Here is a 25103-nt window from a genome sequence, read left to right as displayed (position 1 = left end):
CGTCCCGGGTGCGGGGGACTCGCTGCCCGGTGCGGGCGTCCCGGTCCCCGGCGCCGGCGTCCCGGTGCCCGGCCCGGGGTCCGCAGGCGGTGGAGGGCCTGGGTCGGGAGTGGACGGGGGCGCCGGTGGGGCAGCCGTCTCCGGCACGACCGGTGGGGGCGGCGGAGGCGGCGGCGGAGCGGGGTCGGTCAGCGCCGGGGCGGGCGTGGTGGGAACGGCCGGGGGCGTCGGCGTGGGCGTCGGGGTCGTCACCGCGCCCCACCCCGCTCCTCGACGTCCACGTCCGATCCCCGCCGCGCCGGCCGCTCAGACCAGGGCCGCGATCAGCCCGGAGGCCGACCCCACCAGGACCGCACCACCCAGGACGTAGGCCAGGCTCACCGCGTGCTCCGCGCCCTCACCCCGGCGGTGTGCCAGCGCCATGCGGGCACCGACGAGCAGCACCCCGAGGACGCAGACGGCGAGCACCGTCCACGCCACCCACTGGACGATCGTGACGATCCCCTCCGCACCCGGCGGGGCCACCCCCTGACCGGGGTCGACCACGGCCAGGGCCAGCGGGGAGGTGTGCGCACCCATCGGTTCCGTCCTCGCGTCCTCGGTCCGCGGCAGGGCGCTGCCACCCCGCCTCCGTGTCGACGTCCACGGTCGGTCCCGTCCCCGAGGTGCGGCAATGCCCGAGATTGGGGGTGCCGCGCCCCGAGGCGGCCGCGTTGTACTCGACGGCAGCACCGGCGTGGCGGGGGTCCCGCCGGCGCGGACGGGAGGCCACGGCATGTCCGGCTCGGGACGGCGCCTCGCGGCTGCGGCCGCCCTGGTTGCCTCGCTCGTGCTCGGCGGGTGCGCCGCGGCGGCCGACCCGGTGCAGCCGGCGGCCACCTCCTCGGCCGCGCCGTCCCCCGACCCCGGCGACGCGCACGCGGCCCTGCCCGCCCCGCCGCCCCCACCCACCGAGGACGACGCCTCACAGCGTGCCGCTCTCGAGGCCGCCACCGCCGCGCTCACCGCCTTCGCGCGGCCCGCGCTGGACCCCGCGCAGTGGTGGGCCGAGCTCGCGCCCCTGCTGAGTCCCACGGCCGCGGCGGCGTACGAGGGCACCGACCCGCAGGCGGTCCCCGCGTCCGCCGTCACCGGACCCGCCCGTCCCACGCCTTCGGTCAGCGCCTACCTCGCCACCGTGCTGTTCCCGACCGATGCCGGTGAGTACGCCGTCCTCCTCGCGCGCGAGGGCGGCGACAGCCCGTGGCTGGTGGAGCGGATCACGCCGGTCGACCCCATCGACCCGTCCGGGGCCCTGACCCCGCCCGCGGACACCCCCATCCCGCTGCCGCAGGACGAGCCGGGGACGCTGCCGGAGCCGACCGCGTGAGGCGGGTCGCCGTCGTCGCCGCGCTCGCGCCGGTGCTCGTCGCGGGGGGCCTGGTGACCGCGGCCCTGGTCACGGAGGAGGACCCGCAGGCCGGCGCGTGCTCCCCCGCCGGCGCCGCGGTGAGCGTCGCGGGGGTGCCCGACGGGCCGGTCGCCGGCTGGTCCGGCGAGCAACTGGTGAACGCGGCGCTGGTCATGGAGGCCGGCGAGGCGCTCGGGGTCGACGCCCGCGGCCAGGTCATCGGGGTGATGACCGCGATGGGCGAGTCCTCGCTGACCGTCGTCGACCACGGGGACGCCGTGGGACCGGACAGCCGCGGGTTGTTCCAGCAGCGGGCCAACGGGGCGTGGGGCAGCTACGAGGACCGGATGGACCCGACCACGTCGGCCACCAACTTCTTCGAGGCCCTGCTGCAGGTCGAGGGCTGGCAGACGCTGCCGCCGACCATCGCCGCGCACCGCACGCAGCGCAACGCCGACCCCTACCACTACGCCCGCTGGTGGGACGACGCCCTCGAGGTCACCGCCGCCCTCTCCGGCGCCACCGTCACCGGCCTGGCGCCGGGGACCGGATCGGTGTCCTGCACCGGTGCCAGCCCGCTGCTGCGCACCGTGACCGGGGACTGGACGACGCCGTCGGACGGCCCGCTCACCAGCGGCTTCGGCCAGCGGGACAACCCGACCGGTGGCGGCGTCCGGCTGCACGCCGGGCTGGACCTCGCGCCGGGGTGCGACGCCCCGATCGTCGCGGTGTCCGCCGGGGTCGTCGTCCGTGCCGGGCCGTCGTCGGGCTACGGCAACCTCGTCGTCGTCGACCACGGCGACGGCGTGGTCACCCGGTACGCCCACATGGAGGACGACGACCTGCTCGTCGTCGTCGGCCAGCCGGTGGTGGCCGGCCAGCAGGTGGCCCGCGTCGGCACGAAGGGCGACTCGACCGGGTGCCACCTGCACTTCGAGGTGCTGCTCGACGGCGTCCCGACCGACCCGCTGCCCTTCCTCACCGCCCGGGGGCTCGACCTGCGCTGACGGTGTGGCGCGTCGCGCACCGGGCAGCGGAACAGGGGTCCCGGGCGGTCCGCTGTACCCGGTGTGGGAGCCGCCGCCTCGCCGTCCCCCGTCCAGCCGACCCCCTCCACCGCCTCCTCCCCCGCCGTACGGTGCGCGGGCGACGACCTCGGCCGGCTGCTGTCGGTCCGCGAGGTGTACGCCGAGCCCGCCGCGCTCGCCTCACCGCGGGGTCAGCAGGTGCTGGCCCGCTTCCCCGGCGCCGAGGTGGTGGAGGTCCCCTCGCACTGGAAGATCCCCGAGCTGCACGGCAACGAGGGCAACGTCGACCGCTGGGTCCGGGTGAAGACCGAGACGCTGGTGCTCGGCGTCAAGAAGTCGCTCACCGCCCGCCCCAACGGCCGCTCGGCGAACTGGATCGCCCCGTCGACGGCCAACGGCTGCGCGATGGCCTGCGCCTACTGCTACGTGCCGCGGCAGAAGGGCTACGCCAACCCGATCACCGTCTTCACCAACACCGAGCAGATCACCGGCTACCTGCGTCGGCACGTCGCCCGGCAGGGCCCCAAGACCGAGCCCGACCAGTGCGACCCGGACAGCTGGGTCTACGACATCGGCGAGAACAGCGACTGCTCGGTGGACGCACTGGTCAGCGACAACGTCGCCGACCTGGTCGCCACCTTCCGTGGGCTCCCGACGGCCAAGGCCTCGTTCGCCACCAAGTACGTCAACCGGCAGCTGCTCGAGCTCGACCCGCAGGGCCGCACCCGCGTCCGCTTCTCGCTGATGCCCGACGCCGACGCCCGGGTGCTCGACGTGCGGACCAGCCGCATCGCCGAGCGGGTCGCCGCGGTCGACGACTTCGTGGAGGCCGGGTACGAGGTGCACCTCAACCTCTCGCCGGTCGTGCTGCGCGAGGGCTGGGAGGCCGACTGGGCGCAGCTGCTGGCCCGGCTGGACGACGAGCTCTCACCCGCCGCCAAGGCCCAGGCCGCGGCCGAGGTGATCATGCTGACCCACAACCGCGACCTGCACGAGGTCAACCTCGGCTGGCACCCGAAGGCCGAGGACCTGCTCTGGCGGCCGGACCTGCAGCAGCCCAAGCGCAGCCAGAACGGGCAGTGGAACGTGCGCTACCGCAACGACGTCAAGCGGGCGGGGGTGACCCGGCTGCAGGAGCTGGTCGCGGCGCACGCGCCGTGGCTGCGCATCCGGTACGCGTTCTGAGCGCGGTGTCGACATGACCACATGTCGACGCTCAGTGGCGAGTCACTGACACGACGTGTGGGACCCTGGGGTGACCGCTACTCCCGGAGAGAGAAGAGCATGGCGCTCCAGCTGGACTCCGCCGTCGCTGCGCCGTCCCTGCTCGCCGCGCTGCCCGACACGGTCGTCGTCGCCGACGCGTCGGGGCGGATCTCCTACGTGAACCCGGCCGTCACCGTGCTCCTGGGCCACGAGCCCGACGCGGTCCTGGGGCAGCCGCTGGAGGTGCTCATGCCCGAGCGCTTCCGCGGCGGACACGGCACCGACTTCGCCCGGTTCCTCGCCACCGGGGAGGGCGAGCTGGCCGGGCGCACCACCCAGCTGCCGGCGCTGCACGCCGGCGGCCACGAGGTCGCGATCGACGTGACCCTGGCGATGCTGCCCCCGCCACCGGGCGCCGGGCCGGAGGAGGCGGGCGTGGTCGCCGTGCTGCGCGACGCCAGCACCACGATCCTGCTCGAACGCCAGCTGCTGGTCAGCCGCTACCTCGCCGCGACCCTGCGGGTCACTGCCGCTCTCACCGAGGCGCCCGACGCCGACGTGGCCTTCCGCGACCTGCTGCCGACCCTGTGCGCGGAGCTGGACTGGGACACCGCGACGCTCTGGGAGCCCGACACCGCCAGCCGCCGGCTGCACCACGTCGGCACCTGGAACACGCCGGGGTCGGAGGCGCCGGCCCTGCACGAGGCCTCCCACGCCCACCGGATCGGCCGCGGTGAGCCGCTGCCCGGGCTGGCCTGGTCCCGCCGGGCCCCGGTCGTCATCGAGGACCTCTGGGCCGAGCCGCGCCTCACCCGTCTCTCGGCCGCGCGCGCCGACGGGCTGCGGACCGGGGTCGCCTTCCCCGTCCTGCGCGGGAACGACGTGCTCGCCGTCTGCGAGCTGTTCTCCCGCGAGCAGCGCCCGGTGCCGGTCGAGCTGCTGGAGGTGCTCGCGCACGCCGGCCGCCAGATCGGGCAGTTCCTGGGCCGGCTGCGGGCGGAGTCCGAGGTCCGGGAGCTGGCCGACACGCTGCAGCGCAGCCTGCTGCCCTCGCACCTGCCGGCCATCCCGGGGGTGGAGCTGGCCGCCCGCTACCGCCCTGGCAGCGACTGCGCCCTGGTCGGCGGGGACACCTACGACGTCATGCCGCTGCCCGACCGCCGCTGGATGGTGCTCATCGCCGACGTGTGCGGCACCGGGGCGGAGGCCGCCGCCCTCACCGCCCTGACCCGGCACACCGCGCGGGCCGCCGGTGACTCCGGGGACCCCGCGGAGGTGCTCCGCGCGGTGAACGCCGCACTCCTGCACGAGCAGGCCGACGGCCCGCTGCGGTTCGTCACCGCCTGCTGCCTGGTCCTCTCCCCCGCCGCCGACGGCGTCCGGGCCGCCGTGGCCGTGGCCGGCCACCCGCTGCCGCAGCTGGCCACCGCCGCCGGCACGCGGGAGGTCGGCGTCGGCGGGCGCCCGCTGGGCGTGGTGGCCGAGCTGGACCTGCCCGTGGTCGACGTGGCCCTGCCCGCGGGCTCGACGCTGGTGCTCTACACCGACGGGGTGACCGAGGCGCGTGACGACACCGGCGCGCAGTTCGGTGAGGAGGGGCTGGCGCGAGTGCTGACCACCGGCCCGCGGGACGCCGAGGCCACCGTCGCGGCCATCGCGCGGGCGGTCGAGGAGCAGCTGCGCGACTCCCGGTACGAGGCCGACGACCTCGCCGTCCTGGCCCTCGCCGTCCCCGCCTGGTGAAGGACCCCCTGCCCCCGCCACTCGCACGCCCGCGGCGGGTCCCTGCAGGGGCCGGTTCAGCCGGTCTGCCCGGTGTCGGCGTGTGCGGCGCCCACCGGCTTGGACTCCGGTGACCCCCGCTGGCGGAGGTAGACGGCGAAGATCGCCATGGAGCCGACCGCGAGCATCTCCGACTGCCAGTTCTGGAACGACCGGTTCCAGAAGTCGGCCTCGCCGAGGTAGCCGACCCAGCTGACCGGGTCCTGCTTCTCGGCGAGCTGCTCGGAGTTGAAGGCCGCCCACCCGGCGACCGACGAGGCGGCCCAGGTGAGCAGGAAGAGCACGCCCATCAGGACGCCCAGGGAGCGGGAGAACAGCGTCGTCCGCCAGCCGCCGACCCGTGCCCACACCGGGGAGTCCGTACCGGCGTGCTCGCCCACCATCTGCTCCCGGTCGGACTCGACGCCCTCCTGGCCGGGCTCCTTCGACTCCGACGACCCCCGCTGGACCAGCCAGACGGTCGCGAAGACGTAGAGGAAGAACTGCAGGTACTCCGACTGCCAGTTCTCCATGACGTCCACGCCGAAGGACGACGAGGTGACGTAGTCGAGGAACGAGACGGTCGGCAGCCCGTTGGTGACCTGCTGGGCGTTGACGTCGGCCGTGCCGGCCACCGCCTGGCCGGCGAGGGTGACCAGGAACAGAGCGCCGAAGGCCAGGCTCAGCGCGTTGGCTCGGAGGAACCCGTAGCGGTCGGGCGCGCTCATCGACCCAGCAGCCCCAGCGCGGTCACGTACACGATCCCGAGCGCGATCACGACCAGGAAGCCGACAAAGACCCCTCGGACGCCGTTCACGGCCCCTCCACCTCACAGTCGTAGGGGGCCTCGCCCCGGGGCCGGCAGGCCGCGGCGGTCACCCGCCACCCGGCGTCGGTCTCGGTGAGGAACACGGTGTCGCCGCTGAGCCGGACCTGCGCGTTCCCACTCCAGACCTCGACCGCCTCCAGGGTGCCGCCCTGCAGCGGGATCTGGTCGAGTGCGTCCGCGCAGGGCGCGGACTCGTCGGACTCCAGCGCGGCTCTGGTCGCGGGCGCCAGCAGCTCGCACCGCTGCTCCGGGTCCCCGGAGGCGTCCTCGAACGCCCGGGCCACCGTGCTCACGTCGTCGGTCTCCAGGCTCGCGCAGCCGCTCAGCAGCGTGGCGGCCGCGAGCCCTGCGGCGACCACCAGCCCCCTCGTCGGCGAGGTCGGCACCGGCGCCTCCTGTCCGCCCCCATCCGTGTCCGGCGGTCACTGACCGGACGAGCGCCTACCCCCGCCCGCGGCCATGCCAAACGACCACCACCCGTCCGGGGTGACGGGGGGGGGTGCCCGGAACCGGACGGCGCCGCTGCGCGGGCGGGCTACCGTGGCGGCGTGGCGCGGGTGGTGGTGGTCGGCGCCGGCCTGGGGTCGCTGGCCGCTGCGGCGCGGCTCGGTGCCCTCGGCCACGCGGTGACCGTGCTCGAGCAGGCGCCGGAGGTCGGCGGCAAGCTCGGCTGGTACGCCCGCGACGGGCACGGCTTCGACACCGGCCCGAGCCTGGTGACGCTCCCCTCGGTCTACCGCGACCTGTTCGCCGCCACCGGCGGGCCGCTGGAGGACGCCGTCGACCTGGTGCGCCTCGACCCCGCCGTCGCCTACCGCTTCGCCGACGGGACGGCGCTGCCCGTGCCCGGCCGGCTCGACGACGTGCCGGACGCCCTCGACGCCGCGCTCGGCCCGGACGCCGGCGCCCAGTGGTCCGCCCTGCTGGCACGGGCGGCGGCGATGTGGCGGGTCACCGAGCAGCCGTTCCTGCGCTCGCCGCTGGCCGGCGCGGCCACCCTCGCGCGACTGGCCCGCAGCACCTCCGACGTGGGCACGGTGGCGCCGTGGCGGACGCTGCGCGGCCTGGGGGCGAGGTACCTGCGCGACCCGCGGCTGCGCACGCTGCTCGACCGGTACGCCACCTACTCCGGCTCCGACCCACGGCGGGCGCCCGCGGTGCTGGCCACCGTCCCGTACGTGGAGCAGGCGTTCGGGTCCTGGTACGTGCGGGGCGGACTGCGCCGGCTGGCCGAGGCGGTCGCGGCGCGGGCGGCCGAGCGGGGGGCCGTCGTCCGCACGGGGTGCGCGGTCGAGCGGGTGCTCGTGGAGGGTGGCCGCGCGGCCGGGGTGCGCCTGGCCGGCGGGGAGGTGGTGCCGGCCGACGTCGTCGTCTCCGGCGCCGACGCCGCGGGGCTCTACGGCGGCCTCCTGCCGCCGTCCCCCGCGACCCGCCGGGTGCGCCGCGGCCTCGCCCGCGGCACCCCCTCGCTGTCGGGCTTCGTGCTGCTGCTGGCGCTGCGCGGGCGCACGCCCGGGCTGGCCCACCACACCGTCCTGTTCCCCGAGGACTACGACGCCGAGTTCGACGCGGTCTTCGGCGTCGGCTCGTGCCGCGGGACGCCGCGGCCGGTGGCCGACCCGACCGTCTACGTCAGCGCGCCCGACGACCCCGCCACCCGCCCGGACGACGACAGCGAGTCGTGGTTCGTCCTGGTCAACGCACCGCGTCACGACCCCGCCGCCGGCGTCGACTGGGACGCTCCCGGCCTCGCCGACCGCTACGCCGCCCACGTGCTGGAGGTGCTGGCCCGCCGCGGGCTGGACGTCCGCGACCGGGTCCGCTGGTGCGTCGTCCGGACGCCGGCCGACCTCGAGCGCGACACCCGCAGCGTCGGCGGGTCGATCTACGGGACGTCGAGCAACGGAGCGCGCGCGGCGTTCCTGCGCCCCGGCAACGCCGCGCCGGTGCCCGGGCTGTTCCTCGTCGGGGGGTCCTCGCACCCGGGCGGCGGCCTGCCGCTGGTGGCGCTGTCGGCCGAGATCGTGGCGGGCCTGGTCGGTCCGGCGTGAGTACGCCGGGTGAGGCCCCTCCACCGCAGGACGGCGAGACGGCCGACGTCGTCTCCCGTGCCCGAGACCTGGCAGCTGACCTGCTCGCACCGGCCGCCGCCGCGGTCGAGGCCGCCGAGGCCGTTCCCCGCGCCCACCTCGACGCGCTGGCCGACGCGGGGCTGTACGGGCTGACCGGCCCCGCGGAGACTGGCGGTCTGGCCGCCGACGTCGCCACCGTCGCCGCCGTCGTCGAGGAGCTCGCGGCCGGCGACCTGGCCACCACCTTCGTGTGGCTGCAGCACCTGGGGGTGGTCGGTCGCCTCGCGGCGGTGGGGGCGCCGCCGTTGCGGGAGGAGTTCCTCCCCGACCTGTGCACCGGGCGGCGTCGGGCCGGGATCGCGCTGCAGGCGGCCCTGCGGCCGGGACCGCCCGCGGTCACACTGCGGAGGGACCGCGGCGACCTGGTGCTGGACGGTGCCGTGCCGTGGGTGAGCGGCTGGGGCCTGGTGGACCTGCTCCTCGTGGCCGCGCGGGACGGCGAGGACGTGGTGTTCGTCCTGGTCGACGCCCGCCCCAGCGCGACCCTGGCGACGACGCCGTACCGCATGGCGGCGGTGCAGGCGAGCTGCACCGTGCAGGTGGCGCTGACCGGGCACCGGGTGCCGGCCCACCGCACGGTGGACACGGCCCCATTCGCGGTCCTGCTCGCCCGGGACGCAGCGGGGCTGCGACTGAACGGCTCGCTGGCACTCGGGCTGACCCTCCGCTGCGCGCGCCTGGTCGGGCCCTCCCCACTGGACGACGAGCTGGCCGCGACCCGAGCGCGCCTCGACGCGGCCGGCCCCGAGCACCTCCCCGGTGCGCGAGCCGCCGCAGCCGCGCTCGCCCACCGTGCGGCCGGCGTGCTCGCGGTGGCCACGGGCAGCCGCACCGTCGTCCAGGGCAGCACCGCCGAGCGCACGGCGCGGGAGGGCGGTGTTCCTGCTCGTCTTCGGGTCGCGCCCGGCGATCAAGGAGGAACTGCTCGCCCGACTCGGAGCCACGGGGTCGGCCTCCTGAGAGCTCCCGCCCCCGGTGCGCGACACGTCGAACGTGCGGACGTTCCGGCGGATCCCCGGGCTCGGGTCAGAACGGTGGCGGATCGACGTTCTGCGGTGGCAGCTGGGTCGGTGACTCGTCCGCTGCCGGTGGTCCGGGCGCCGGCTCTCGCATTCCCGGTGGTCGCGTCGTCCGGGTGAGGGTCCAGGGTGTCGGGAGTGTCGTCGGCCAGCCCCATGACCAGCTCGGCCTCGTACGCGGCGCACATCGCCTCGGCGCGCTGCACCCGCTGCAGTTCGGCGGCCTCCTGCGACCTCGTCAGCGTCGACACGGGCAGGCGCTGACCCAGGAGGGGCTGGTCGCCGAACCAGGCGACCACCAGCTCCTCCAGGGGAGACTGCCGCAGAGCCGTCGCTGTCACGGGTCGAACCCACGTTCGGGGTAGGACAGTTCTCAGCGGGCCATCGAGGCACCGAACGTCCGCCGCCGGCTCAGCTGCGGGCGGCGCCGTAGCCGAGCAGCGCGGCCAGGCCGAGGGCGCTGCGCGGCGAGTAGGCGGTGCGCCACAGGCCACCGTGGGCGGCGGCCGCGGCCTCGTCCTGCCACGGGTGCTCCCGCGCCGGGCCGCCCCCGGTGTGCAGGTCGTGCACGAGCAGCGCGGCCATCAGCACGTTGGACGTGGCGGGCTCGAACACCTCGACGCCGAACCGGTGCGCCCCGGCGTAAGCCGCCGCCAGCGCCCGGTTCTTGACCACCGATCGGGTGCGCGTCGGCGGGGCCACGTTCATCGACACCGTCGTCCCCGCGGCGCGCGCGACCGTCGCCCGCCACCGCTGCAGCCGCTTGGCCAGCGCGTAGTTGGGGCCCTGCTGGGCGACGAGGCTGTCGGCGATCCCGGGCGCGGTGCCCGGCACGTAGGCCCGCTGCAGCAGCCGGCCGGCCGAGAGGGTGCGCAGCGGGCGGCCCAGCAGCTTCGCCGTGCGCGACCGGCCGGCGTAGGCGCGCACCGACTGCTCGACCGCCTCCGCGGGGACGGCGAACACGTCGGTCGGCGTCGCCAGGAAGGCCAGCGCCAGGTCGGGGCGGGCCGCCGCCAGCCGAGCGGTGAGCGCGTCGACCGCGACCGAGACCCGCACGTTGGTGGCGCCGTCGGCGTAGACGTAGTTGCCCAGCACCGGCCGGCCGGGCAGCCCGGCGACCCACTCGGCGACGGCCGGCACCTCCGTGATGAGGTCCGCGCCGGCCCCGGCGGCGACCGGCGCGCCCTCCGCGGCAGCGGGGAGCAGCAGGGTGCCCGCACCGCGCCGGGCGGTGTCGAGCACCCGTTCCCACAGCGGCGCGCGCGGCAGGTCGACGCCGGCCACGCGCGCGCCCCAGCGCAGCAACGCGGTCAGCGGCCCCATCTCGGCGCCGGCACCGAGCACGACGACGGTGGTGTCCGGCAGCGACAGCCACCCGGGGTTGGCCACCACCGTGCGCACCGCCTCGGCACACGAGGGCTCGACCACGCCGGCCGCGACCCAGGTGTCCAGCTGCCGCAGCAGGGCGTCGCCGCGCAGCCGCCGGCCGTGGAAGGGCAGGGACAGCTCCCCTTCCGGCTCCGCGGTGCCGCGTACCTCGGCCGTGGCCAGGGCGCGTCCGGCCGGCGCGGTGGCGAGCGTGTCCAGGCCCGTCTCGGCGCCACCGGGCCCGGCCACCCGCATGCGGGCGTGCAGCGAGATGAGGCCGCCGTCGGCGATGGCCAGCGCGGCCTCGCGCGAGGCCAGCCCCGCCTCGACCAGCCGGCGGAAGTGGGTCAGGTACCCGGCCCGCCAGTTGGTCTCCCGCTCGGCCGCCGCCGCGCCGGTCGGGTCGACCGGGCGCAGCGCGTCGGCGACGACGGCCCGCCCCAGGGCCGCGGTGCTGCGCCGTCCGTCCGGCCCGGGCGGGAAGACGACGCCGCTCTGCTCGCCGGCCGTCATCAGTCGGCGGTCACCGGGGCGTCGACCGGCGCGCCCGCCTCCAGCCAGCGCAGCAGCGTGCGGGCACCGAAGCCGGTGCCGCCCTTGACGATCTCGGCGTCGTCCGAGCCGGCGCGCGCGGGGCCGGCGACGTCGAGGTGGGCCCAGGGCAGGTCGCCGGCGAACGGCCGCAGGAACAGCGCCGCGGTGGTGCCGCCCGGGTTGCCCGGCGCGTTGTTGGCGTCGGCGACGGTGCTCTCCAGCAGGTCGGCGTACTCCTCGGCCAGGGGCATCCGCCACACCGGCTCACCGGCGTGGCCCGCGGCGGTGCGCAGCGCGTCGGCCAGCCCGTCGGTCGTGGCGTAGAGGCCCGCGGTGCGGGTGCCCAGCGCGACCTTCATCGCCCCGGTCAGCGTGGCGACGTCGACCAGCACGGTCGCGCCCAGGTGCAGCCGGGCGTGGGCCAGCCCGTCGGCGAGCACCATGCGGCCCTCGGCGTCGGTGTTGTGCACCTCCGTCGTCCGCCCCCCGACGTGCCGGACGACGTCGGCCGGCCGGTAGGCGGACCCCGACACGGCGTTCTCCGCGGCCGGGACGACGGCGGTCACGGCGATCGGCAGCTCCAGCCGCGCGGCGGCGTCGAGCACGGCCAGCACGGCGGCGCCGCCGGCCATGTCGGTCTTCATCTCGCGCATGCCCGCGTTGGGCTTGATCGACAGGCCGCCGGTGTCGAAGGTGATGCCCTTGCCGACCAGGACCGGGTGGGCGGACCCCGCGGCCGGCGGACGGTAGCTCGCCACGACCAGTCGCGGCGGGGTCGCCGAGCCGCCGCCGACGGCGAGGACGCCGCCGAAACCGCCGGCGCGGAGCTCCTCGGGGCCGAGCACGGTGACGGTGACGTGCCGCAGCCCGGCCAGCCGGGTGAGCGCCTGCTCGGCCAGCCAGGCGGGGTTCTTGGTGTTGCTCGGCGTGTTGATCAGGTCCCGAGCCCAGGCGACCGCCCGGCCGCCGACCTCGCCCGCACGGGCGGCCGTGGCCACGGCGGGGTCCCCCGCGTCGGCGGCCACGACGGTGAGCGTCGCCAGCCGCGGCGGGTGCGGTGTGGAGGTCTCGCGGAACCGGTAGCCGGCCAGCAGCGCGGCCTCGACGGCGGCGCGCACCTCCTCCGCGCCGGCGGGCGCGGCGGCGTCGTCGACGGGCAGCACCAGGCGGGTGGCGCCGTGCTCGGCGAGGGCCTGCGCCCGGCGGACGGCGGCCCCCACGTAGCTGCGGAGGTCGGGCAGCGTCGCGTCCCCGACCCCGACCGCGACCACGCTGCGCGGACGACGGCCGGGCACCGGCAGGACGGTGTGCGTCCCCGGCCGGCCGGTGGTGCCGGTGTCGCGGAGTGCGCCGGCGAGCAGCTCGGCGTCGACCGGCGCGCCGGGCCCGGAGAGCCAGCCGGGCAGCGCGCCGCCGGTCCCGACCGGCACGGCCAGGACGTCGTCCTCCCCCAGCACGGGGAGGGATGCCAGGACCTCGACCCGCGGCAACGGCGCGGCCCCGGCCGCCGGCGTGCTGCCGGCGACCGGGGCCGCGTCGCCCTGCGCGGGGCTGCCCGGGGGCAGCTGCGCTGCGGTGTTCAGCTGGTCGCGCCCTTCAGTGCCTCGGAGAGAGCCGCGGCCTCGTCGGGCGACAGCTCGACGACCAGGCGGCCGCCGCCTTCGAGCGGTACGCGCATGACCAGGCCGCGCCCCTCCTTGGTGACCTCCAGGGGACCTTCACCCGTGCGCGGCTTCATGGCCGCCATGCGTGCCTCCTTCATCGGCCACCCGCAACCTCGGCTAGCTGCGGTGTGGCGTCTCGTCGATGCCGTGAGCTCTGCTCCCCATGATCCCGTATCCGGCGCTCACGTCCAACACGAGCCCCTTTCGGGGGTCGCCCGGAAGCAGTCGGCGACGTGGTCGTCGACCATCCCGGTGGCCTGCATGAGGGCGTAGGCCGTCGTCGGACCCACGAAGACGAAGCCGCGGCGCTTGAGCTCCTTGGCCATCGCGGCCGACTCCGGGCTCGTGGCCGGCACGTCGGCGAGCGTGGCCGGCCGGGGCCGGGGTCCGGTGGGCGCGAAGGACCAGAGCAGGTCCGACAGGCCCTCCGGCACCCGCTGCGCGGCCCGCGCGTTGGCGATCGCCGCCCGGACCTTGGCCCGGTTGCGCACGATGCCCGCGTCGGCCATCAGCCGCGCCTCGTCCTCGTCGGTGAACTCGGCCACCGCGTCGATGGCGAACCCGGCGAAGGCCGCCCGGAACGCCGGGCGCTTGCGCAGGATGGTGATCCAGGACAGGCCGGACTGGAACGCCTCGAGGCAGAGCCGCTCGAACAGCGGGTCGTCCCCGTGCAGCGGGGTGCCCCACTCCTCGTCGTGGTAGGTGACGTACTCGGGGGTGCTGTCGGCCCACGCGCAACGGATCCGGTCCACGGCGCGGAACGCTAGCCCGGCGCACCGACAGCCCTACGGTCGTCGGCGTGACGGCGACCGCGACCTCCCCCGCCCCGGTGGCGGCGCGCCCCCGCCCGGCCCTGCGTCCCCTCGCCGGGCTGGCCGGCGCCGTGGTGCTGCTCCTCGTGGCCCTCGCCGGCCGGTACGGCCCCCACCGCGACGAGCTGTACTTCCTGCGGGCCGGCCGGGAGGCGGCGTTCGGGTACGTCGACCAGCCGCCGCTGACCCCGCTGCTGGCCGCGGCGGTGGACGCGCTCGCACCCGGGTCGCTGGTCGCCCTCCGGGTGCCGGCGGCGCTGGCGGCCGGGGGTGTCGTCGTCCTCACCGGCCTGCTCGCCCGGGAGTTCGGCGGCGGGCGCGCGGCGCAGCTGCTCGCCGCGGCGGCGATGGCGGTGTCGGCCTTCCTCCTGGTCGTCGGTCACATGCTGTCCACCTCGACGCTGGACCTGCTGGCCTGGACCGCGCTGTCCTGGCTGCTGGTGCGGGCGCTGCGCGACGGCGGGCGGGTCTGGGTGGTCACCGGGGCGGTCGCCGGCCTGGCGTTGCTCAACAAGGTCCAGCCGGCGTTCCTGCTGGCCGCGGTGCTGGTCGGCGTGCTGGCGGTGGGGCCGCGGTCGGCCCTGCGGTCCCCCTGGCCCTGGCTGGGCGGCGCGCTGGCGCTGGCCGTCTGGTCGCCGAACCTGTTCTGGCAGGCGGCCAACGGGTGGCCCCAGCTGGAGCTGGCCGAGGCGATCGCCGCCGGCAGCTCGGGGACCAGCGAGCCCTGGTACCTGTTCCTGCCCTTCCAGCTGGTCCTGGTCAGCCCGCTGCTCGTGCCGGTGTGGGTCGCCGGCTGGGTGCGGCTGGTCCGGGACCCGGCGCTGCGGCCGTGGCGGGCCTTCGCCGTCGCCTACGTCCTCCTCGCGGCGGTGTTCCTGGCGACCGGCGGCAAGCCCTACTACCTGGCCGGGCTCTACCCGCTGCTGCTGGCCGCCGGCGCGGGCCCGGTGGTGGCGTGGGTGCGCGCCGGCACCGGCCGGCCGCGCGCCGCCGCCGTGGCCGCCGCGCTCGCGCTGAGCCTGCTCGTCGACGGCGTGCTGATGTTGCCGGTGGTCCCGGTCGACCGGCTCGCCGCCACCCCCGTGGTCGACGTCAACTACGACGCCGGGGAGACCGTCGGCTGGCCGGCGTTCGCCGCGGCGGTGCAGCGGGCCCGCGACCGGCTCCCGGCCGGCGAGCCGGTGGCCGTCCTCACCCGCAACTACGGCGAGGCCGGTGCGGTGGACCGCTACGCGCCGCGGCTCGGCCCCGCCCACAGCGGACACAACGCCTACTGGGACTGGGGGCCGCCGCCGGAGACGGTGACCTCGGTGGTCGCCGTCGGGTTCCCGGAGGACGAGCTCGCGCGCTGGTTCGCCCGGGTGGAACCGGCCGGGCGGGTCGACAACGGCGTCGGGCTGGACAACGACGAGCAGGGCGTGCCCATCCGGCTGGCCACCGACCGACGGGTGTCCTGGTCGCAGATCTGGCCGCAGCTGCGCCGGCTCGGCTGACCCGCGGAGGTCAGGGGACGGCGGCGTCGACGTCGGGGAGCTCGGATCGCTGCCGGCGCACCGGGGAGCGCCGGGTGGCCAGCACGCAGCCGGCGACCACCAGCGGCAGGCCGGCGGCCAGGCCGAGGGTGAACGGCTCGTCGAGCAGCAGGACGCCGAGCAGCACCGCCACCGCCGGGTTCAGGAAGGTGATGACCAGCGCCCGCTGCGGACCGACCTCCCGGATCAGCGCGAAGAACAGCGCCAGCGCGACGGCGGTGCACAGCACGCCGAGGGTGACCAGGGCCCCCAGCGCCCGCCCCGGCGCCTGCGCCACCTCGTCCAGCTGCGGAACGGCGAAGGGCAGGTAGACGACCGCGGTCACGGTCAGCGCGATCGCGCTCGCCGCGACACCGGGGACGTCGGGCAGCGCCCGGCTCACGACCAGGGGCGCGGTGGCGTAGCCGACGACGACCAGGGCCACCGCCAGCACCGGCAGCAGGGCGACCCCCTCGACGTCGAGCCCCAGCAGGACGGCGATGCCCACGACGCCCAGCCCCATGCCGGCCAGGCGCACCCGGCCGAGCCGCTCCTCCTCCCCCGACAGCCGCCCGGCCAACGCCGCGACGAACGGCACACCGGCCACCAGCAGCCCGGTGAGCGAGCTGGACAGCGTCTGCTCGGCGTAGGACAGGAGCAACCAGGGCCCGGTCATCTCCAGGACCGTGAACAGCAGCAGCGCCTTCCAGTGCCGCAGCGCGGGGCGCAGCTGACCCCGGGCGACCGTCCACGGCAGCAGCAGGGCGGCGCCGAGGACGCAGCGGACGGCGACGACGACGACCGGCGACACCTCCTCGACCGCCACCTTGATGAGCAGGTACGGGATGCCCCAGATGACCGACATGGCGAGGAACAGCGCCCAGCCCCGTCGGCTCATCGCTGCCCGCGTGCCACGCTGCACGACCTCACGGCGGACATCCTGCCCGACCCCCCTGACGTCCTACGGTGGGTGCGTGTCGCAGTACGGGACGTTCGTCGTGTTCGCGACCGTGCTCGTCCTCGTGCCGGGCGCGGACTTCGCCGTGGTCGTCAAGAACACCCTCGCGGGTGGACGGCGGCGCGGCGCGTGGGCGGCCGGCGGCGTGACCGCGTCCAACGTCGTGCAGGGCGCCGCCGCCGCGACCGGTCTGGGCGCGTTGGTCGTGCGGGTCGAACCGCTGTTCCAGACCATCCGCTGGATCGGCATCGCCTACCTCACCTGGCTCGGCGTGCAGGCGCTGCGCTCCGCCGTCCGCGGCCGCTACCCGGCGCTGCCCGTCGGCGAGCGGCTCCCCGGTCAGGCGCTGGCCGGCTGGCGGCAGGGCTTCCTCTCCAACATCACCAACCCGAAGGTGCTCGCCTTCTACCTCGCGGTGCTGCCGCAGTTCCTCGGCCCGGGCACCCCGGTGCCGGTGCTCGCGGCCTACGCGCTCACCCACGCCGTCCTGGGGCTGGCCTGGCTGCTGCTGCTCGTGGCGGGGCTGGACCGTGCCCGGGCGCTGCTCGCCCGCCGGCCGGTCCGCCGCGGGCTGGACGCGCTGACCGGCGTCGCCCTGATGGGCTTCGGCGCCCGGCTGGCCACCGAGCGCGCCTGAGCGGGTTTCCGCATCAGGCGAGCGGGCACGGATCGGCGGTGACCGGTGCACCGCCCGTGCCCGGCCAGCGTCTCACGGCCTCGGGACTGCTGGTCGGCGCCGGCCTGATGGGTGCGGTCGACGAGATCGTCTTCCACCAGCTGCTGCACTGGCACCACCTCTACGACCGGGCCGGCGGCGCGGTCGGGCTGGTCTCCGACGGGGTCCTGCACGCGCTGACCCTCTCGGCGGTGGTCGCGGGGCTCGCGCTGACCGCCGACCTGCGCCGCCGCGGCGCCTTCGACAAGGGGTGCTGGTGGGCGCTGGTCCTGCTCGGCGCCGGTGGCTTCCAGCTGTGGGACGGCGTGGTCGACCACAAGCTGCTGCGCCTGCACCAGGTCCGCTACGGGGTGGACCTCACCGGCTACGACCTCGCGTGGAACGCCGGCGCGGTGCTCCTGCTGCTCGCCGGAGCGGTCCTGCTGCTGCGTGCCCGTCGCCGGCCGGCCCGGTGACCGCGCTCGCCGTCGCGCTGGCCGCCGGCGCGCTGTACGTGGCGGCCGGATGGCGGTGCCGGTCGCCGTGGCCGCTGGCCCGGACGGCGTCCTGGCTGCTCGGCGGGGCCGCGGCCGTTGTCGGCGCGGCACTGGCCGGTGCCCACGGCGACCTGCACACCCACATGGCCGGGCACCTGCTGCTCGGGATGCTCGCCCCGCTGCTCCTGGTGCTGTCCGCGCCGGTCACCCTGGCCCTGCGGGCGCTGCCGGTGACCGCGGCCCGGCGGCTGACGCGGGTGCTGCGCACGCCGGTGCCGCGCTGGGGCACCGACCCGCTGGTCGCCGTCCCCCTGCACGCCGCGGGGCTGTGGGCGCTGTACGGCACCGGCCTGCACACCGCCGCCTCCCACCGGCCCGGGTTGGCGGCGGTGGTGTCCCTGCACCTGCTGGTCAGCGGCTACCTGGCGACCGCGTCCGTGCTCGCGGTCGACCCCGCGCCGCACCCGCGGGGGGTCGGGGTCCGCGCGGGCGCGCTGGCGGCCGGCACCGCCGCCCACGACGTCCTGGCGAGGTGGCTCTACGCGCACCCGCCGGCCGGGGTGCTGCACGGCGCGGAGGGTGCGCAGCTCATGAACGACGGCGGCGCGGTCGTGACCCTCGCCGTCGCCGCGGTGCTGTGGCGGCGCTGGTACGTCAGCCGTGCCGCCGTCCGCGCGACCGGGCGCCCTGCGGGAGCCGCTCCCGCGCCAGCATGAGGGCGTGCAGACCGCCGCTGACCGCTTCGCCGCCCTCGTCGACGCCCTGTCCGGCGAGCCCGACGTGACCCCGCCCGACACCGCCGGCCCGCGCCGGTTCGGCTCCCGGGCGCTGAAGGTCGACGGCGCGGCGTTCGCGATGGTCGTCCGGGAGGCGGTGGTGCTCAAGCTGCCGGAGGCGCGGGTGGCCGGGCTGCTGGCCGACGGCCGGGGCGGCCCGTTCGGCACCGGCCGCGGCCGGCCCTACCGCGAGTGGGTCGCCCTCCCCGACGGCGAGCCGGCCACCGACCTGCCGCTGGCACGGGAGGCCCTGGAGTTCGCCCGCTCGCAGCGGGGATGACCACGCGGGGTCAGGCGACCGGCCAGGCCACCTCGAGGTGCGGCTCCCCCGGGTCGACGTCCCGGCCGGTCAGGTGGACCTCGGCGGGGCTGCCCGCCCGGCGCAGGCCGGCGGCGTCACACCAGCGCGCCACGGCGTCGTAGGCGTCGAGGAGGCGCGGGAACTCCGCCTCGCCGCGCGCGAGCACGGTGACCGCCTCCCGGTCGGCGGGCTGCCGGCGCACGCGCAGGTCGGCCACCGGCTCGACCGCGCCGGTGAACGGGACGGCGACCTCGACCGGGCCGTCGCTGTCCTCGGTGACCATGCCGTGGTAGACGACCCGCAACGCGCCGGCACGGGCGGCTCCCGAGGCGTCGAGGTGCGCCTCGATCGCCTCCCGGGCGGAGGTGATGACGGCGTCGAGCCCGTCGACGGTCGTGGTCCGCCGGGTGCTCAGCAGGGTGAGCTCGTCGGTGGTGCGCAGCGCGACGTCGTGCACGGTGTACTCCGGGGTGTCGGGCCCGCCGGCCAGCCGGCGGTGCAGATGGGTCACGAGCTCCCGCCGCCGGGCGAGGTCGGCCTCGACGCCGTCCCACCAGCGGTCGACCGCGGCGAGCCGGTCGGCCGGGGGCAGGTCCAGCACCGCCCGCACGTGCGCCAGCGGCATGCCGGCCTGCCGCAGCAGCCCGATCAGCCGGGCCCGTTCCACCTGTGCCGGGGCGTACCAGCGGTAGCCGGTCCGGGCGTCGGTCCGGTCGGGCGCGAGCAGGCCCTGCGCGCCGTACAACCGCAGGGCCTTGGGCGACAGGCAGGTGCGGGAGAGGAACTCCCCGGCCCGCAGCAGGTGCTCGTCCGCACCGGCAGCCTGCGGCCGGCCCCTGGGGCGGGATCGAGCCGGGCGTTCAGACGTCTCCGGCGAGGTAGGCGCGGCGCCGGTCGGGCGGGTACCGCTCGACCGCGTAGCGCAGCATCGTGCGCGGCATGCGGCGGTACCGCGGTGCCAGGAACTGCTCGGCCACCGCCCGGTCGCGGTTGCCGACCTCGCGCAGCATCCACCCGACGGCCTTGTGCACCAGGTCGTGCGGGTCGTCCAACAGCCGGTCGGCCAGGTGCAGCGTCGGCCCGAACCGCCCGGCACGGACGGCGGCGAACGTGGCCATGACCGCGATCCGGCGGTCCCACACCGACGCCGACGCCGCCAGCTCGTCCAGCACGGCGGGCTCGACCTCGCCCAGCAGGTACGGCGCCGAGGCGTCGACCAGGTCCCAGTTGTCCACGTGCGCCCGGCACCGCAGGTAGAGGTCGACGACGTCCCGGCGCCCGGCGGCGTCGGCCCCGCCGAACCGCTCGACCATCACGAACAGCGCGGTCAGCCGCTCCTCGTGCAGCGGGCTGCGCAGCAGGGCCTCGACCTCGGCCGGGGACGTCGTCGCCGCGTGCCGGCGGGCGACCCGCCGCTGCACCGGGACGGCGATGCCGAGGAAGCGGTCCCCCTCGCCGTACCCGCCCGGCCGCGCCTGGAAGTAGCGGGCCATCCCCTCGGCGCGTCCCGGGTCGGCCGCCGCGGCGAGCTCGCTGCGGATCGCCGCCCCGGTCATCCCGGGTGGCGGGCGGCGAAGGCGGCGAACCGGCGCAGCGACCGGCGCACGCCCACGACCGCGAACGGCCGGACCAGCGGCCAGCCGAGCCGCCCCAGCAGGCCGAACGGGAGCCACAGCCGCTCGGTCCAGGTGAGGGTGGCGTGCTCCCCGCGCGGGGTCACCTCGAAGATGCCCGGCCCGCGGACGATGCGCCCGGTGTGCTGGACGACGGCGCGCCGGGGCGGGTCCCACTCGGTGATCACCATGGTGTCCACGACACCGAGGTGCCGGCCGCGCCGCCAGGGGATGCCGGTCCGGGCCACGAGCCGGCCGCCGACCCCGGTGGCCTCGCCGTCCACGGTGGCGACGTCGGTGAGCAGCATCCACTCGCCCTGGCGGGTCCAGTCGGTGAGCGCGGCCCACACCCGCTCGGGCGGTGCGTCGACGTCGACGGTCTCGGTCAGCTCAGGCATCGGCGTGCGCTCCGTTCGCTGCGGTGGAGGGCGGTGGCGCGTCGTCCCCCTGCGAGGTGGCCGACTCCAGCCGGGACCGGAGCTCGGCCAGCTCCGCGTCGCGCTCCTCGAGGGCCTGCGCGAGCTGCTCCAGCAGCCAGTCCACCTCGGTCATCCGGTAGCCGCGGGCGGTCACCGAGATCCGCAGTCCCCGCACGTCCTCCCCGGTGACCGGCCGGTCGTCGGGCAGCTCGACCGGTGACCGGTCGAGGTCCGCGGGCGGCTGCGTCTCCCCCCGGCCGAGCAGCAGCGCGCCGGCGAGGAACACCAGCGCACCGACCACCAGGACGGTGAGGACGAAGACGGCGACGGAGACCACGGTGGTGCCCTCAGGCGTCGCTGGGTGCGTTGTCGACCGGCGCGGCGCGCATGCCGCCGAGCTCCTCGCCGGCCTGTCGGGCCGCCTCGGCCTCCTGGACGACCCGCACGACCTCGTCGACGTCGTCGGTGACGGTGAACAGGTCCAGGTCGGTCCCCTTGATGGTCGCCGCCGGGACCATCGTGTCCCGGATCCAGCCGACCAGGCCCGACCAGTACTCGCTGCCGTAGAGGACCACGGGGAAGCGGGTCACCTTGCGCGTCTGGACCAGGGTGAGCGCCTCGAACAGCTCGTCGAGGGTGCCGAACCCGCCGGGCAGGATGACGAAGGCCTGCGCGTACTTCACGAACATCGTCTTGCGGACGAAGAAGTAGCGGAACGCGATGCCGACGTCGACCCACTCGTTGAGCTCCTGCTCGAACGGCAGCTCGATGCCCAGCCCCACCGACAGCCCGCCGGACTCCGACGCCCCCCGGTTGGCCGCCTCCATCGCGCCGGGGCCGCCGCCGGTGATCACCGCGTAGCCGGCCCGGGCCAGCGCCGCCCCGATCTCGATCCCGGCGGCGTAGTGCGGCGAGTCGCGCGGCGTGCGGGCGCTGCCGAAGACGCTCACCGCGCGCGGCAGCTCCGACAGCAGGCCGAAGCCCTCCACGAACTCGCTCTGGATCCGCAGCACCCGCCACGGGTCGGTGTGCACCCAGTCGGTCGGGCCCCGCCGGTCCAGCAGCCGCTGGTCGGTCGTCGTCCCCTGGGTCCGCGGGTCGGGCTCCCCGCCCCGCAGCATGATCGGCCCGCGGTGGCGGGTCGGGCGGGGACGGCGTCCCCCGTTGGACTCGACGGTCATGGTGGGAGCTCCTCAGGGAGTCGAGAGGTAGGCGACCAGCGCGTCCTCGGCCGGCTGCAGGCGGTCGACGACGACGTGTTCCTCGCGGGTGTGGGCCAGCTGCGGGTCCCCCGGGCCGTAGTTGACGGCGGGGATGCCGAAGGCGGCGAACCGGGCGACGTCGGTCCAGCCGAGCTTGGCCCGCGCCGGCCGGCCGACGGCCGCGACGAAGGCGGCCGCGGCGGGCTCGGACAGGCCCGGCGGCGCACCGCCGGCGTTGTCGACGACGGTGAGGGTGGCCCCGGCGGCGACCGCGTCGGCGAAGACGTCGCGGACGTGCGCCTCGGCGGCGTCCTCGTCGCGGTCGGGGGCGTAGCGGAAGTTCACCGTCACCGCGCAGGCGTCGGGGATGACGTTGCCCGCGACGCCGCCCTCGACCCGGACGGCGTTGAGCCCCTCGCGGTAGGTGCAGCCGTCGATCTCGACCTCGCGGGCCCGGTAGCCGGCCAGGGTGGCGAGGATGCCGGCCGCCCCGTGGATCGCGTTGACGCCCAGCCAGCTGCGCGCGCTGTGCGCCCGCCGGCCCGGCACCTCGAGCACCGCCCGCAGCGTGCCCTGGCAGCCGGCCTCGATCTCGCCGTCGGTGGGCTCGAGGAGGATCGCGAGGTCGCCGTAGAGCCAGCCGCGGCGCTCCCGGGCGACCCGGCCGAGGCCGTTCTTGACCGCCTCGACCTCCTCGTTGTCGTAGAAGACGAAGGTCAGGTCGTGCGCCGGCTCGGCTCCGGGGACGCCGAACCGGCCCGCCAGCCGCAGCATGACCGCGTCGCCGGCCTTCATGTCGCTCGTGCCGCAGCCGTAGAGCCGCCCGTCCTCGACCCGGCTGGGGAGGTTGTCGGCGATCGGCACGGTGTCCAGGTGGCCGGCGAGCACCACCCGGCTGTTCCGGTCCAGGGTGGTGCGGGCCAGGACGGCGTCCCCGACCCGCTCGACCTCCAGGCCGCCGAGCCCGCGCAGCGCCGCCTCCACCGCGTCGGCCAGCGCCGCCTCGTCCCCCGACACCGACGGCGTGTCCACGAGGGCGCGGGTCAGGGAGAGGACGTCGGCGGACAGGTCGAGCGCGGGCAGGTCACTCACGGCCACCGAGCCTACGGGCGGCGTGGTGGGCGGGCCGCCGCAGCGCGCCACGTAGCCGGATGGTTGCGCACCGTTCACCTCCGAGTGCGTCCCCCGCCGCCGACCGGGTGCGGCTGCGTGCTGGGTAGCGTCGTCCCCGTGACGAACGCCGCCCCGCTCTCCGCCGTCGCCGCCGGCCTGGCCACCGTGACCCCCTCCGGCACGGTGCTCGACACCTGGTACCCCGAGCCGCGCCTGGGCGCCCCCGAGGGGTCGGTCGCCGGGACCACCCGCCTGGGCGCGCTGGAGCTCTCCGGCGAGCTGGGCCCCGACTACGGCGGCCTGGTGCGCCGCGACGAGGCCCGCGGGGTCGAGGTGATCGCCGTCCGCACCGTGATCCCCGACCTGTCCGCGCCGCCGGTCGACACCCACGACGTCTGGCTGCGCCTGCACCTGCTCTCGCACCGGCTGATCCGCCCGCACGGCGCCGACATGACCGGGGTCTTCGGGCTGCTCACCAACGTCGCCTGGACCAGCGCCGGCCCGGTCGAGGCCGCGTCGTTCAACGCGCACCGGCTGCGCGCGGCCCACGGCCAGGTGACCGTGTACGGCGTCGACAAGTTCCCGCGGATGGTCGACTACGTCATCCCCTCCGGCGTGCGGGTCGCCGACGGCGACCGGGTGCGGCTGGGCGCCCACCTCGCCGAGGGGACGACGGTCATGCACGAGGGCTTCGTCAACTTCAACGCCGGGACGCTGGGCCCGTCGATGGTGGAGGGCCGGATCAGCGCCGGCGTCGTCGTCGGGGCCGACAGTGACATCGGCGGGGGCGCCTCGATCATGGGCACCCTCTCCGGCGGCGGGAAGCAGGTCATCTCGATCGGGTCGGGGTGCCTGCTCGGCGCCAACGCCGGCATCGGGATCTCCCTCGGCGACAGGTGCGTCGTCGAGGCCGGCTGCTACGTGACCGCCGGCTCGCGGGTGACCCTGCCCGACGGTTCCGTGGTGAAGGCCGCGGAGCTCTCGGGGCGCGACGGGTTGCTGTTCCGCCGCAACTCGGTCTCCGGCGCCCTCGAGGCGCTCCCCCGGGACGGCGACTGGGGCGCGCTCAACGCCGAGCTGCACGAGAACTGAGGTCGGCCCCCGACGGGGTCCTCACCCGATGTCACCGGGGCCGGGGGTCTCCGGCGTGTTGGACGGCGCGGCCGCCGGGGAGCTCAGGTGCTCCAGCAGCGCCACGACGAACTCCTGCGGGCGCTCGACGTGCGGCGAGTGGCCCACGCCGGGGAACACCACCTCGCGGTAGGCGCCGCCGTCGGCCGCGTAGCGGTCGAGCACGGCGCGGGTCTGGGTGACCATCGGCTGCGGCGGGCAGACCTCCTCACCCGGCCAGCCCGGCACCGCGCCTAGGGCGCCGAGCTGTGCCAGGTCGAACAGCGAGGCATCGGAGACGATCGCGTCGGCGTCCCCGCGGATCCACAGCACCGGGGGCTTGTCGGCGAGGTCCACGATCCCCGAGAGGTCGAACACCGTGGGCGCCATCGTGTTCAGCACGCCGCGCGAGCCCGGCGCCACCCCGGGCCAGGTCGGGCTGGTCGCGGCGTCCCCCGGGTAGTGGTCCTCGCCGGTGCGGGTGCTGTTCATGGCCGTGACGAAGGCGTCCTCGAGCTGCGGGTCCAGCGGCAGGGACCCCGGTGCGACGTAGAACCCGCGCAGGATCGACCGCGGGCTGGTGGGCTCGTCGGCCGTGGTGTCCCCGGCGGCGAGGGCGGCGACGAACGCGGGGTTGGCCGCCCCGGCGCCGGCGCCCGCCCCGTCCTCGGACAGCCGCCGCCCCTCCGGGCCGGCCGTGCCGCCGAACCCGTACGGCGAGATCGGCGCGACCAGCGCCACCGAGGCGACCCGTTCGGGTGCGTCCAGCAGGTACTGCAGGACGACGCCGGCCCCCATGCTCCAGCCGACCAGGTGCACGCGGTCGAGCCCCAGCGTCTCCACCAGCGCGGCGAGGTCGTCGGCCCAGTCGCGCACCCCGCGGCGGGCGTCGATCGGGAGTGGGTCGGTGTCGCCGTAACCCCGCAGGTCGACCGCCATCGGTGTGACCCGGCCCGTCTCGGCCAGCGCGAGCAGCGGCTGCTGCCAGAACAGCGACGAGCTCACGTTGCCGTGCACGAACAGCACCGTCTCGCCCGGACCGGCCGGGTCCACGCCGGCGGGGTGCAGCACGTTCTGGGTCAGCCGCCCGGTCGGCACGCGCGTGGCGGTGGTGCCGGGCAGCAGGACGTCGCTCATCGGGTCTCCTCACGGGGCGTCGGCGCGCCGACACGCTAACGACCGACACCTCGTCGCGACACCACCGC

At 76.5% G+C, this 25103-nt stretch carries 27 protein-coding genes; 12 read left to right on the top strand and 15 right to left on the bottom strand.

What is annotated here, in order from left to right; translation table 11 throughout:
• Positions 1–306: 306 nt before the first annotated feature.
• The gene (locus ACI79C_RS04515) at positions 307–579 is read right to left on the bottom strand and encodes a hypothetical protein (protein ID WP_456944423.1); all 273 of its coding nucleotides are present in this window, start codon (positions 577–579) and stop codon (positions 307–309) included.
• Between the two features lie 196 nt (positions 580–775).
• On the opposite strand from ACI79C_RS04515, the gene ACI79C_RS04510 reads away from it, so the two are divergent.
• The 4 genes from ACI79C_RS04510 (at position 776) to ACI79C_RS04495 (ending at position 5367) form a co-directional block, all read left to right on the top strand.
• Entirely contained in the window at positions 776–1369 is a 594-nt protein-coding gene (locus ACI79C_RS04510) for a hypothetical protein (RefSeq protein WP_456944422.1), read from the top strand.
• A complete protein-coding gene (locus tag ACI79C_RS04505; RefSeq protein ID WP_456944421.1) occupies positions 1366–2397 on the top strand; it encodes a M23 family metallopeptidase in 1032 nt (343 codons plus the stop codon). The genes ACI79C_RS04510 and ACI79C_RS04505 overlap by 4 nt, the downstream gene beginning before the upstream one ends.
• Positions 2398–2460: 63 nt before the next feature.
• Entirely contained in the window at positions 2461–3603 is a 1143-nt protein-coding gene (locus ACI79C_RS04500) for a spore photoproduct lyase family protein (RefSeq protein ID WP_456944420.1), read from the top strand.
• Positions 3604–3702: 99 nt separating this feature from the next.
• Positions 3703–5367 (top strand): SpoIIE family protein phosphatase, encoded by a 1665-nt coding sequence (locus ACI79C_RS04495; RefSeq protein ID WP_456944419.1) that lies wholly within the window; start codon positions 3703–3705, stop codon positions 5365–5367.
• 56 nt (positions 5368–5423) lie between these two features.
• Here ACI79C_RS04495 and ACI79C_RS04490 read toward each other — a convergent pair whose 3' ends face one another.
• Together ACI79C_RS04490 and ACI79C_RS04485 are read right to left on the bottom strand one after the other, a co-directional pair.
• Positions 5424–6113 carry a DUF6766 family protein gene (locus ACI79C_RS04490; RefSeq protein ID WP_456944418.1) on the bottom strand — a complete coding sequence of 230 codons (690 nt, stop codon included), beginning with the start codon at positions 6111–6113 and terminating at the stop codon, positions 5424–5426.
• Between the two features lie 85 nt (positions 6114–6198).
• Positions 6199–6600 (bottom strand): hypothetical protein, encoded by a 402-nt coding sequence (locus tag ACI79C_RS04485; RefSeq protein WP_456944417.1) that lies wholly within the window; start codon positions 6598–6600, stop codon positions 6199–6201.
• A 162-nt stretch (positions 6601–6762) separates the two neighbouring features.
• On the opposite strand from ACI79C_RS04485, the gene ACI79C_RS04480 reads away from it, so the two are divergent.
• Together ACI79C_RS04480 and ACI79C_RS04475 are read left to right on the top strand one after the other, a co-directional pair.
• Positions 6763–8265 carry a phytoene desaturase family protein gene (locus tag ACI79C_RS04480; protein ID WP_456944416.1) on the top strand — a complete coding sequence of 501 codons (1503 nt, stop codon included), beginning with the start codon at positions 6763–6765 and terminating at the stop codon, positions 8263–8265.
• Positions 8262–9485: an acyl-CoA dehydrogenase family protein gene (locus tag ACI79C_RS04475; protein ID WP_456944415.1), complete on the top strand. Its 1224-nt coding sequence runs from the start codon at positions 8262–8264 to the stop codon at positions 9483–9485. The genes ACI79C_RS04480 and ACI79C_RS04475 overlap by 4 nt, the downstream gene beginning before the upstream one ends.
• A 291-nt stretch (positions 9486–9776) precedes the next feature.
• Here ACI79C_RS04475 and ACI79C_RS04470 read toward each other — a convergent pair whose 3' ends face one another.
• From ACI79C_RS04470 to ACI79C_RS04455, 4 genes are all read right to left on the bottom strand, one after another.
• Positions 9777–11246, bottom strand: a complete 1470-nt coding sequence (locus ACI79C_RS04470; protein ID WP_456944414.1) for a hypothetical protein — start codon at positions 11244–11246, stop codon at positions 9777–9779.
• Positions 11246–12724 (bottom strand): leucyl aminopeptidase family protein, encoded by a 1479-nt coding sequence (locus tag ACI79C_RS04465; RefSeq protein ID WP_456944413.1) that lies wholly within the window; start codon positions 12722–12724, stop codon positions 11246–11248. Before ACI79C_RS04465 ends, ACI79C_RS04470 begins: the two co-directional genes overlap by 1 nt.
• Positions 12725–12846: 122 nt before the next feature.
• Entirely contained in the window at positions 12847–13014 is a 168-nt protein-coding gene (locus tag ACI79C_RS04460) for a DUF3117 domain-containing protein (RefSeq protein ID WP_012947303.1), read from the bottom strand.
• A 99-nt stretch (positions 13015–13113) separates the two neighbouring features.
• The gene (locus ACI79C_RS04455) at positions 13114–13683 is read right to left on the bottom strand and encodes a DNA-3-methyladenine glycosylase I (RefSeq protein WP_456944412.1); all 570 of its coding nucleotides are present in this window, start codon (positions 13681–13683) and stop codon (positions 13114–13116) included.
• A gap of 47 nt (positions 13684–13730) precedes the next feature.
• Here ACI79C_RS04455 and ACI79C_RS04450 point away from each other — a divergent pair, with 47 nt between their 5' ends.
• The gene (locus ACI79C_RS04450; protein WP_456944411.1) at positions 13731–15236 is read left to right on the top strand and encodes a glycosyltransferase family 39 protein; all 1506 of its coding nucleotides are present in this window, start codon (positions 13731–13733) and stop codon (positions 15234–15236) included.
• A 10-nt stretch (positions 15237–15246) separates the two neighbouring features.
• Here ACI79C_RS04450 and ACI79C_RS04445 read toward each other — a convergent pair whose 3' ends face one another.
• Entirely contained in the window at positions 15247–16152 is a 906-nt protein-coding gene (locus ACI79C_RS04445) for a DMT family transporter (RefSeq protein ID WP_456944410.1), read from the bottom strand.
• A gap of 76 nt (positions 16153–16228) precedes the next feature.
• Here ACI79C_RS04445 and ACI79C_RS04440 point away from each other — a divergent pair, with 76 nt between their 5' ends.
• Genes ACI79C_RS04440 through ACI79C_RS04425 form a run of 4 tightly spaced genes read left to right on the top strand, consistent with a single transcriptional unit; the run spans position 16229 to position 18420 of the window.
• Positions 16229–16849, top strand: coding sequence for a LysE family translocator (locus tag ACI79C_RS04440; protein ID WP_456944409.1), 621 nt, complete (start codon positions 16229–16231; stop codon positions 16847–16849).
• A 38-nt stretch (positions 16850–16887) separates the two neighbouring features.
• Complete coding sequence (locus ACI79C_RS04435) at positions 16888–17343, top strand: DUF2243 domain-containing protein (RefSeq protein WP_456944408.1); 456 nt, start codon at positions 16888–16890, stop codon at positions 17341–17343.
• Complete coding sequence (locus ACI79C_RS04430; protein WP_456944407.1) at positions 17340–18080, top strand: cytochrome c oxidase assembly protein; 741 nt, start codon at positions 17340–17342, stop codon at positions 18078–18080. The genes ACI79C_RS04435 and ACI79C_RS04430 overlap by 4 nt, the downstream gene beginning before the upstream one ends.
• A 4-nt stretch (positions 18081–18084) precedes the next feature.
• On the top strand, positions 18085–18420 hold the full coding sequence (locus tag ACI79C_RS04425; RefSeq protein ID WP_456944406.1) for a hypothetical protein: 336 nt from the start codon (positions 18085–18087) through the stop codon (positions 18418–18420).
• Between the two features lie 10 nt (positions 18421–18430).
• Here the strand turns inward: ACI79C_RS04425 and ACI79C_RS04420 are convergent, their stop codons facing one another.
• From ACI79C_RS04420 to dapE, 6 genes are all read right to left on the bottom strand, one after another.
• Positions 18431–19240 (bottom strand): MerR family transcriptional regulator, encoded by an 810-nt coding sequence (locus ACI79C_RS04420; protein WP_456944530.1) that lies wholly within the window; start codon positions 19238–19240, stop codon positions 18431–18433.
• 61 nt (positions 19241–19301) lie between these two features.
• Positions 19302–19997 carry a DNA alkylation repair protein gene (locus ACI79C_RS04415; protein ID WP_456944405.1) on the bottom strand — a complete coding sequence of 232 codons (696 nt, stop codon included), beginning with the start codon at positions 19995–19997 and terminating at the stop codon, positions 19302–19304.
• Positions 19994–20452 (bottom strand): SRPBCC family protein, encoded by a 459-nt coding sequence (locus ACI79C_RS04410; protein WP_456944404.1) that lies wholly within the window; start codon positions 20450–20452, stop codon positions 19994–19996. The genes ACI79C_RS04415 and ACI79C_RS04410 overlap by 4 nt, the downstream gene beginning before the upstream one ends.
• Positions 20445–20810 (bottom strand): DivIVA domain-containing protein, encoded by a 366-nt coding sequence (locus tag ACI79C_RS04405; RefSeq protein WP_456944403.1) that lies wholly within the window; start codon positions 20808–20810, stop codon positions 20445–20447. The genes ACI79C_RS04410 and ACI79C_RS04405 overlap by 8 nt, the downstream gene beginning before the upstream one ends.
• A 10-nt stretch (positions 20811–20820) precedes the next feature.
• Positions 20821–21654 carry an LOG family protein gene (locus ACI79C_RS04400; protein ID WP_456944402.1) on the bottom strand — a complete coding sequence of 278 codons (834 nt, stop codon included), beginning with the start codon at positions 21652–21654 and terminating at the stop codon, positions 20821–20823.
• A gap of 12 nt (positions 21655–21666) precedes the next feature.
• Positions 21667–22767, bottom strand: coding sequence for a succinyl-diaminopimelate desuccinylase (gene dapE, locus ACI79C_RS04395; RefSeq protein ID WP_456944401.1), 1101 nt, complete (start codon positions 22765–22767; stop codon positions 21667–21669).
• Positions 22768–22905: 138 nt separating this feature from the next.
• Here dapE and dapD point away from each other — a divergent pair, with 138 nt between their 5' ends.
• Positions 22906–23880, top strand: coding sequence for a 2,3,4,5-tetrahydropyridine-2,6-dicarboxylate N-succinyltransferase (gene dapD / locus ACI79C_RS04390; protein ID WP_456944400.1), 975 nt, complete (start codon positions 22906–22908; stop codon positions 23878–23880).
• Positions 23881–23901: 21 nt separating this feature from the next.
• Here the strand turns inward: dapD and ACI79C_RS04385 are convergent, their stop codons facing one another.
• The gene (locus tag ACI79C_RS04385; protein ID WP_456944399.1) at positions 23902–25035 is read right to left on the bottom strand and encodes an alpha/beta fold hydrolase; all 1134 of its coding nucleotides are present in this window, start codon (positions 25033–25035) and stop codon (positions 23902–23904) included.
• Between the last annotated feature and the right edge of the window lie 68 nt (positions 25036–25103).

This window comes from Geodermatophilus sp. SYSU D00697, from assembly GCF_054050175.1.
Note: the sequence above shows the minus strand (reverse complement) of the source record. Positions and strands in the feature narration are given on the sequence as shown.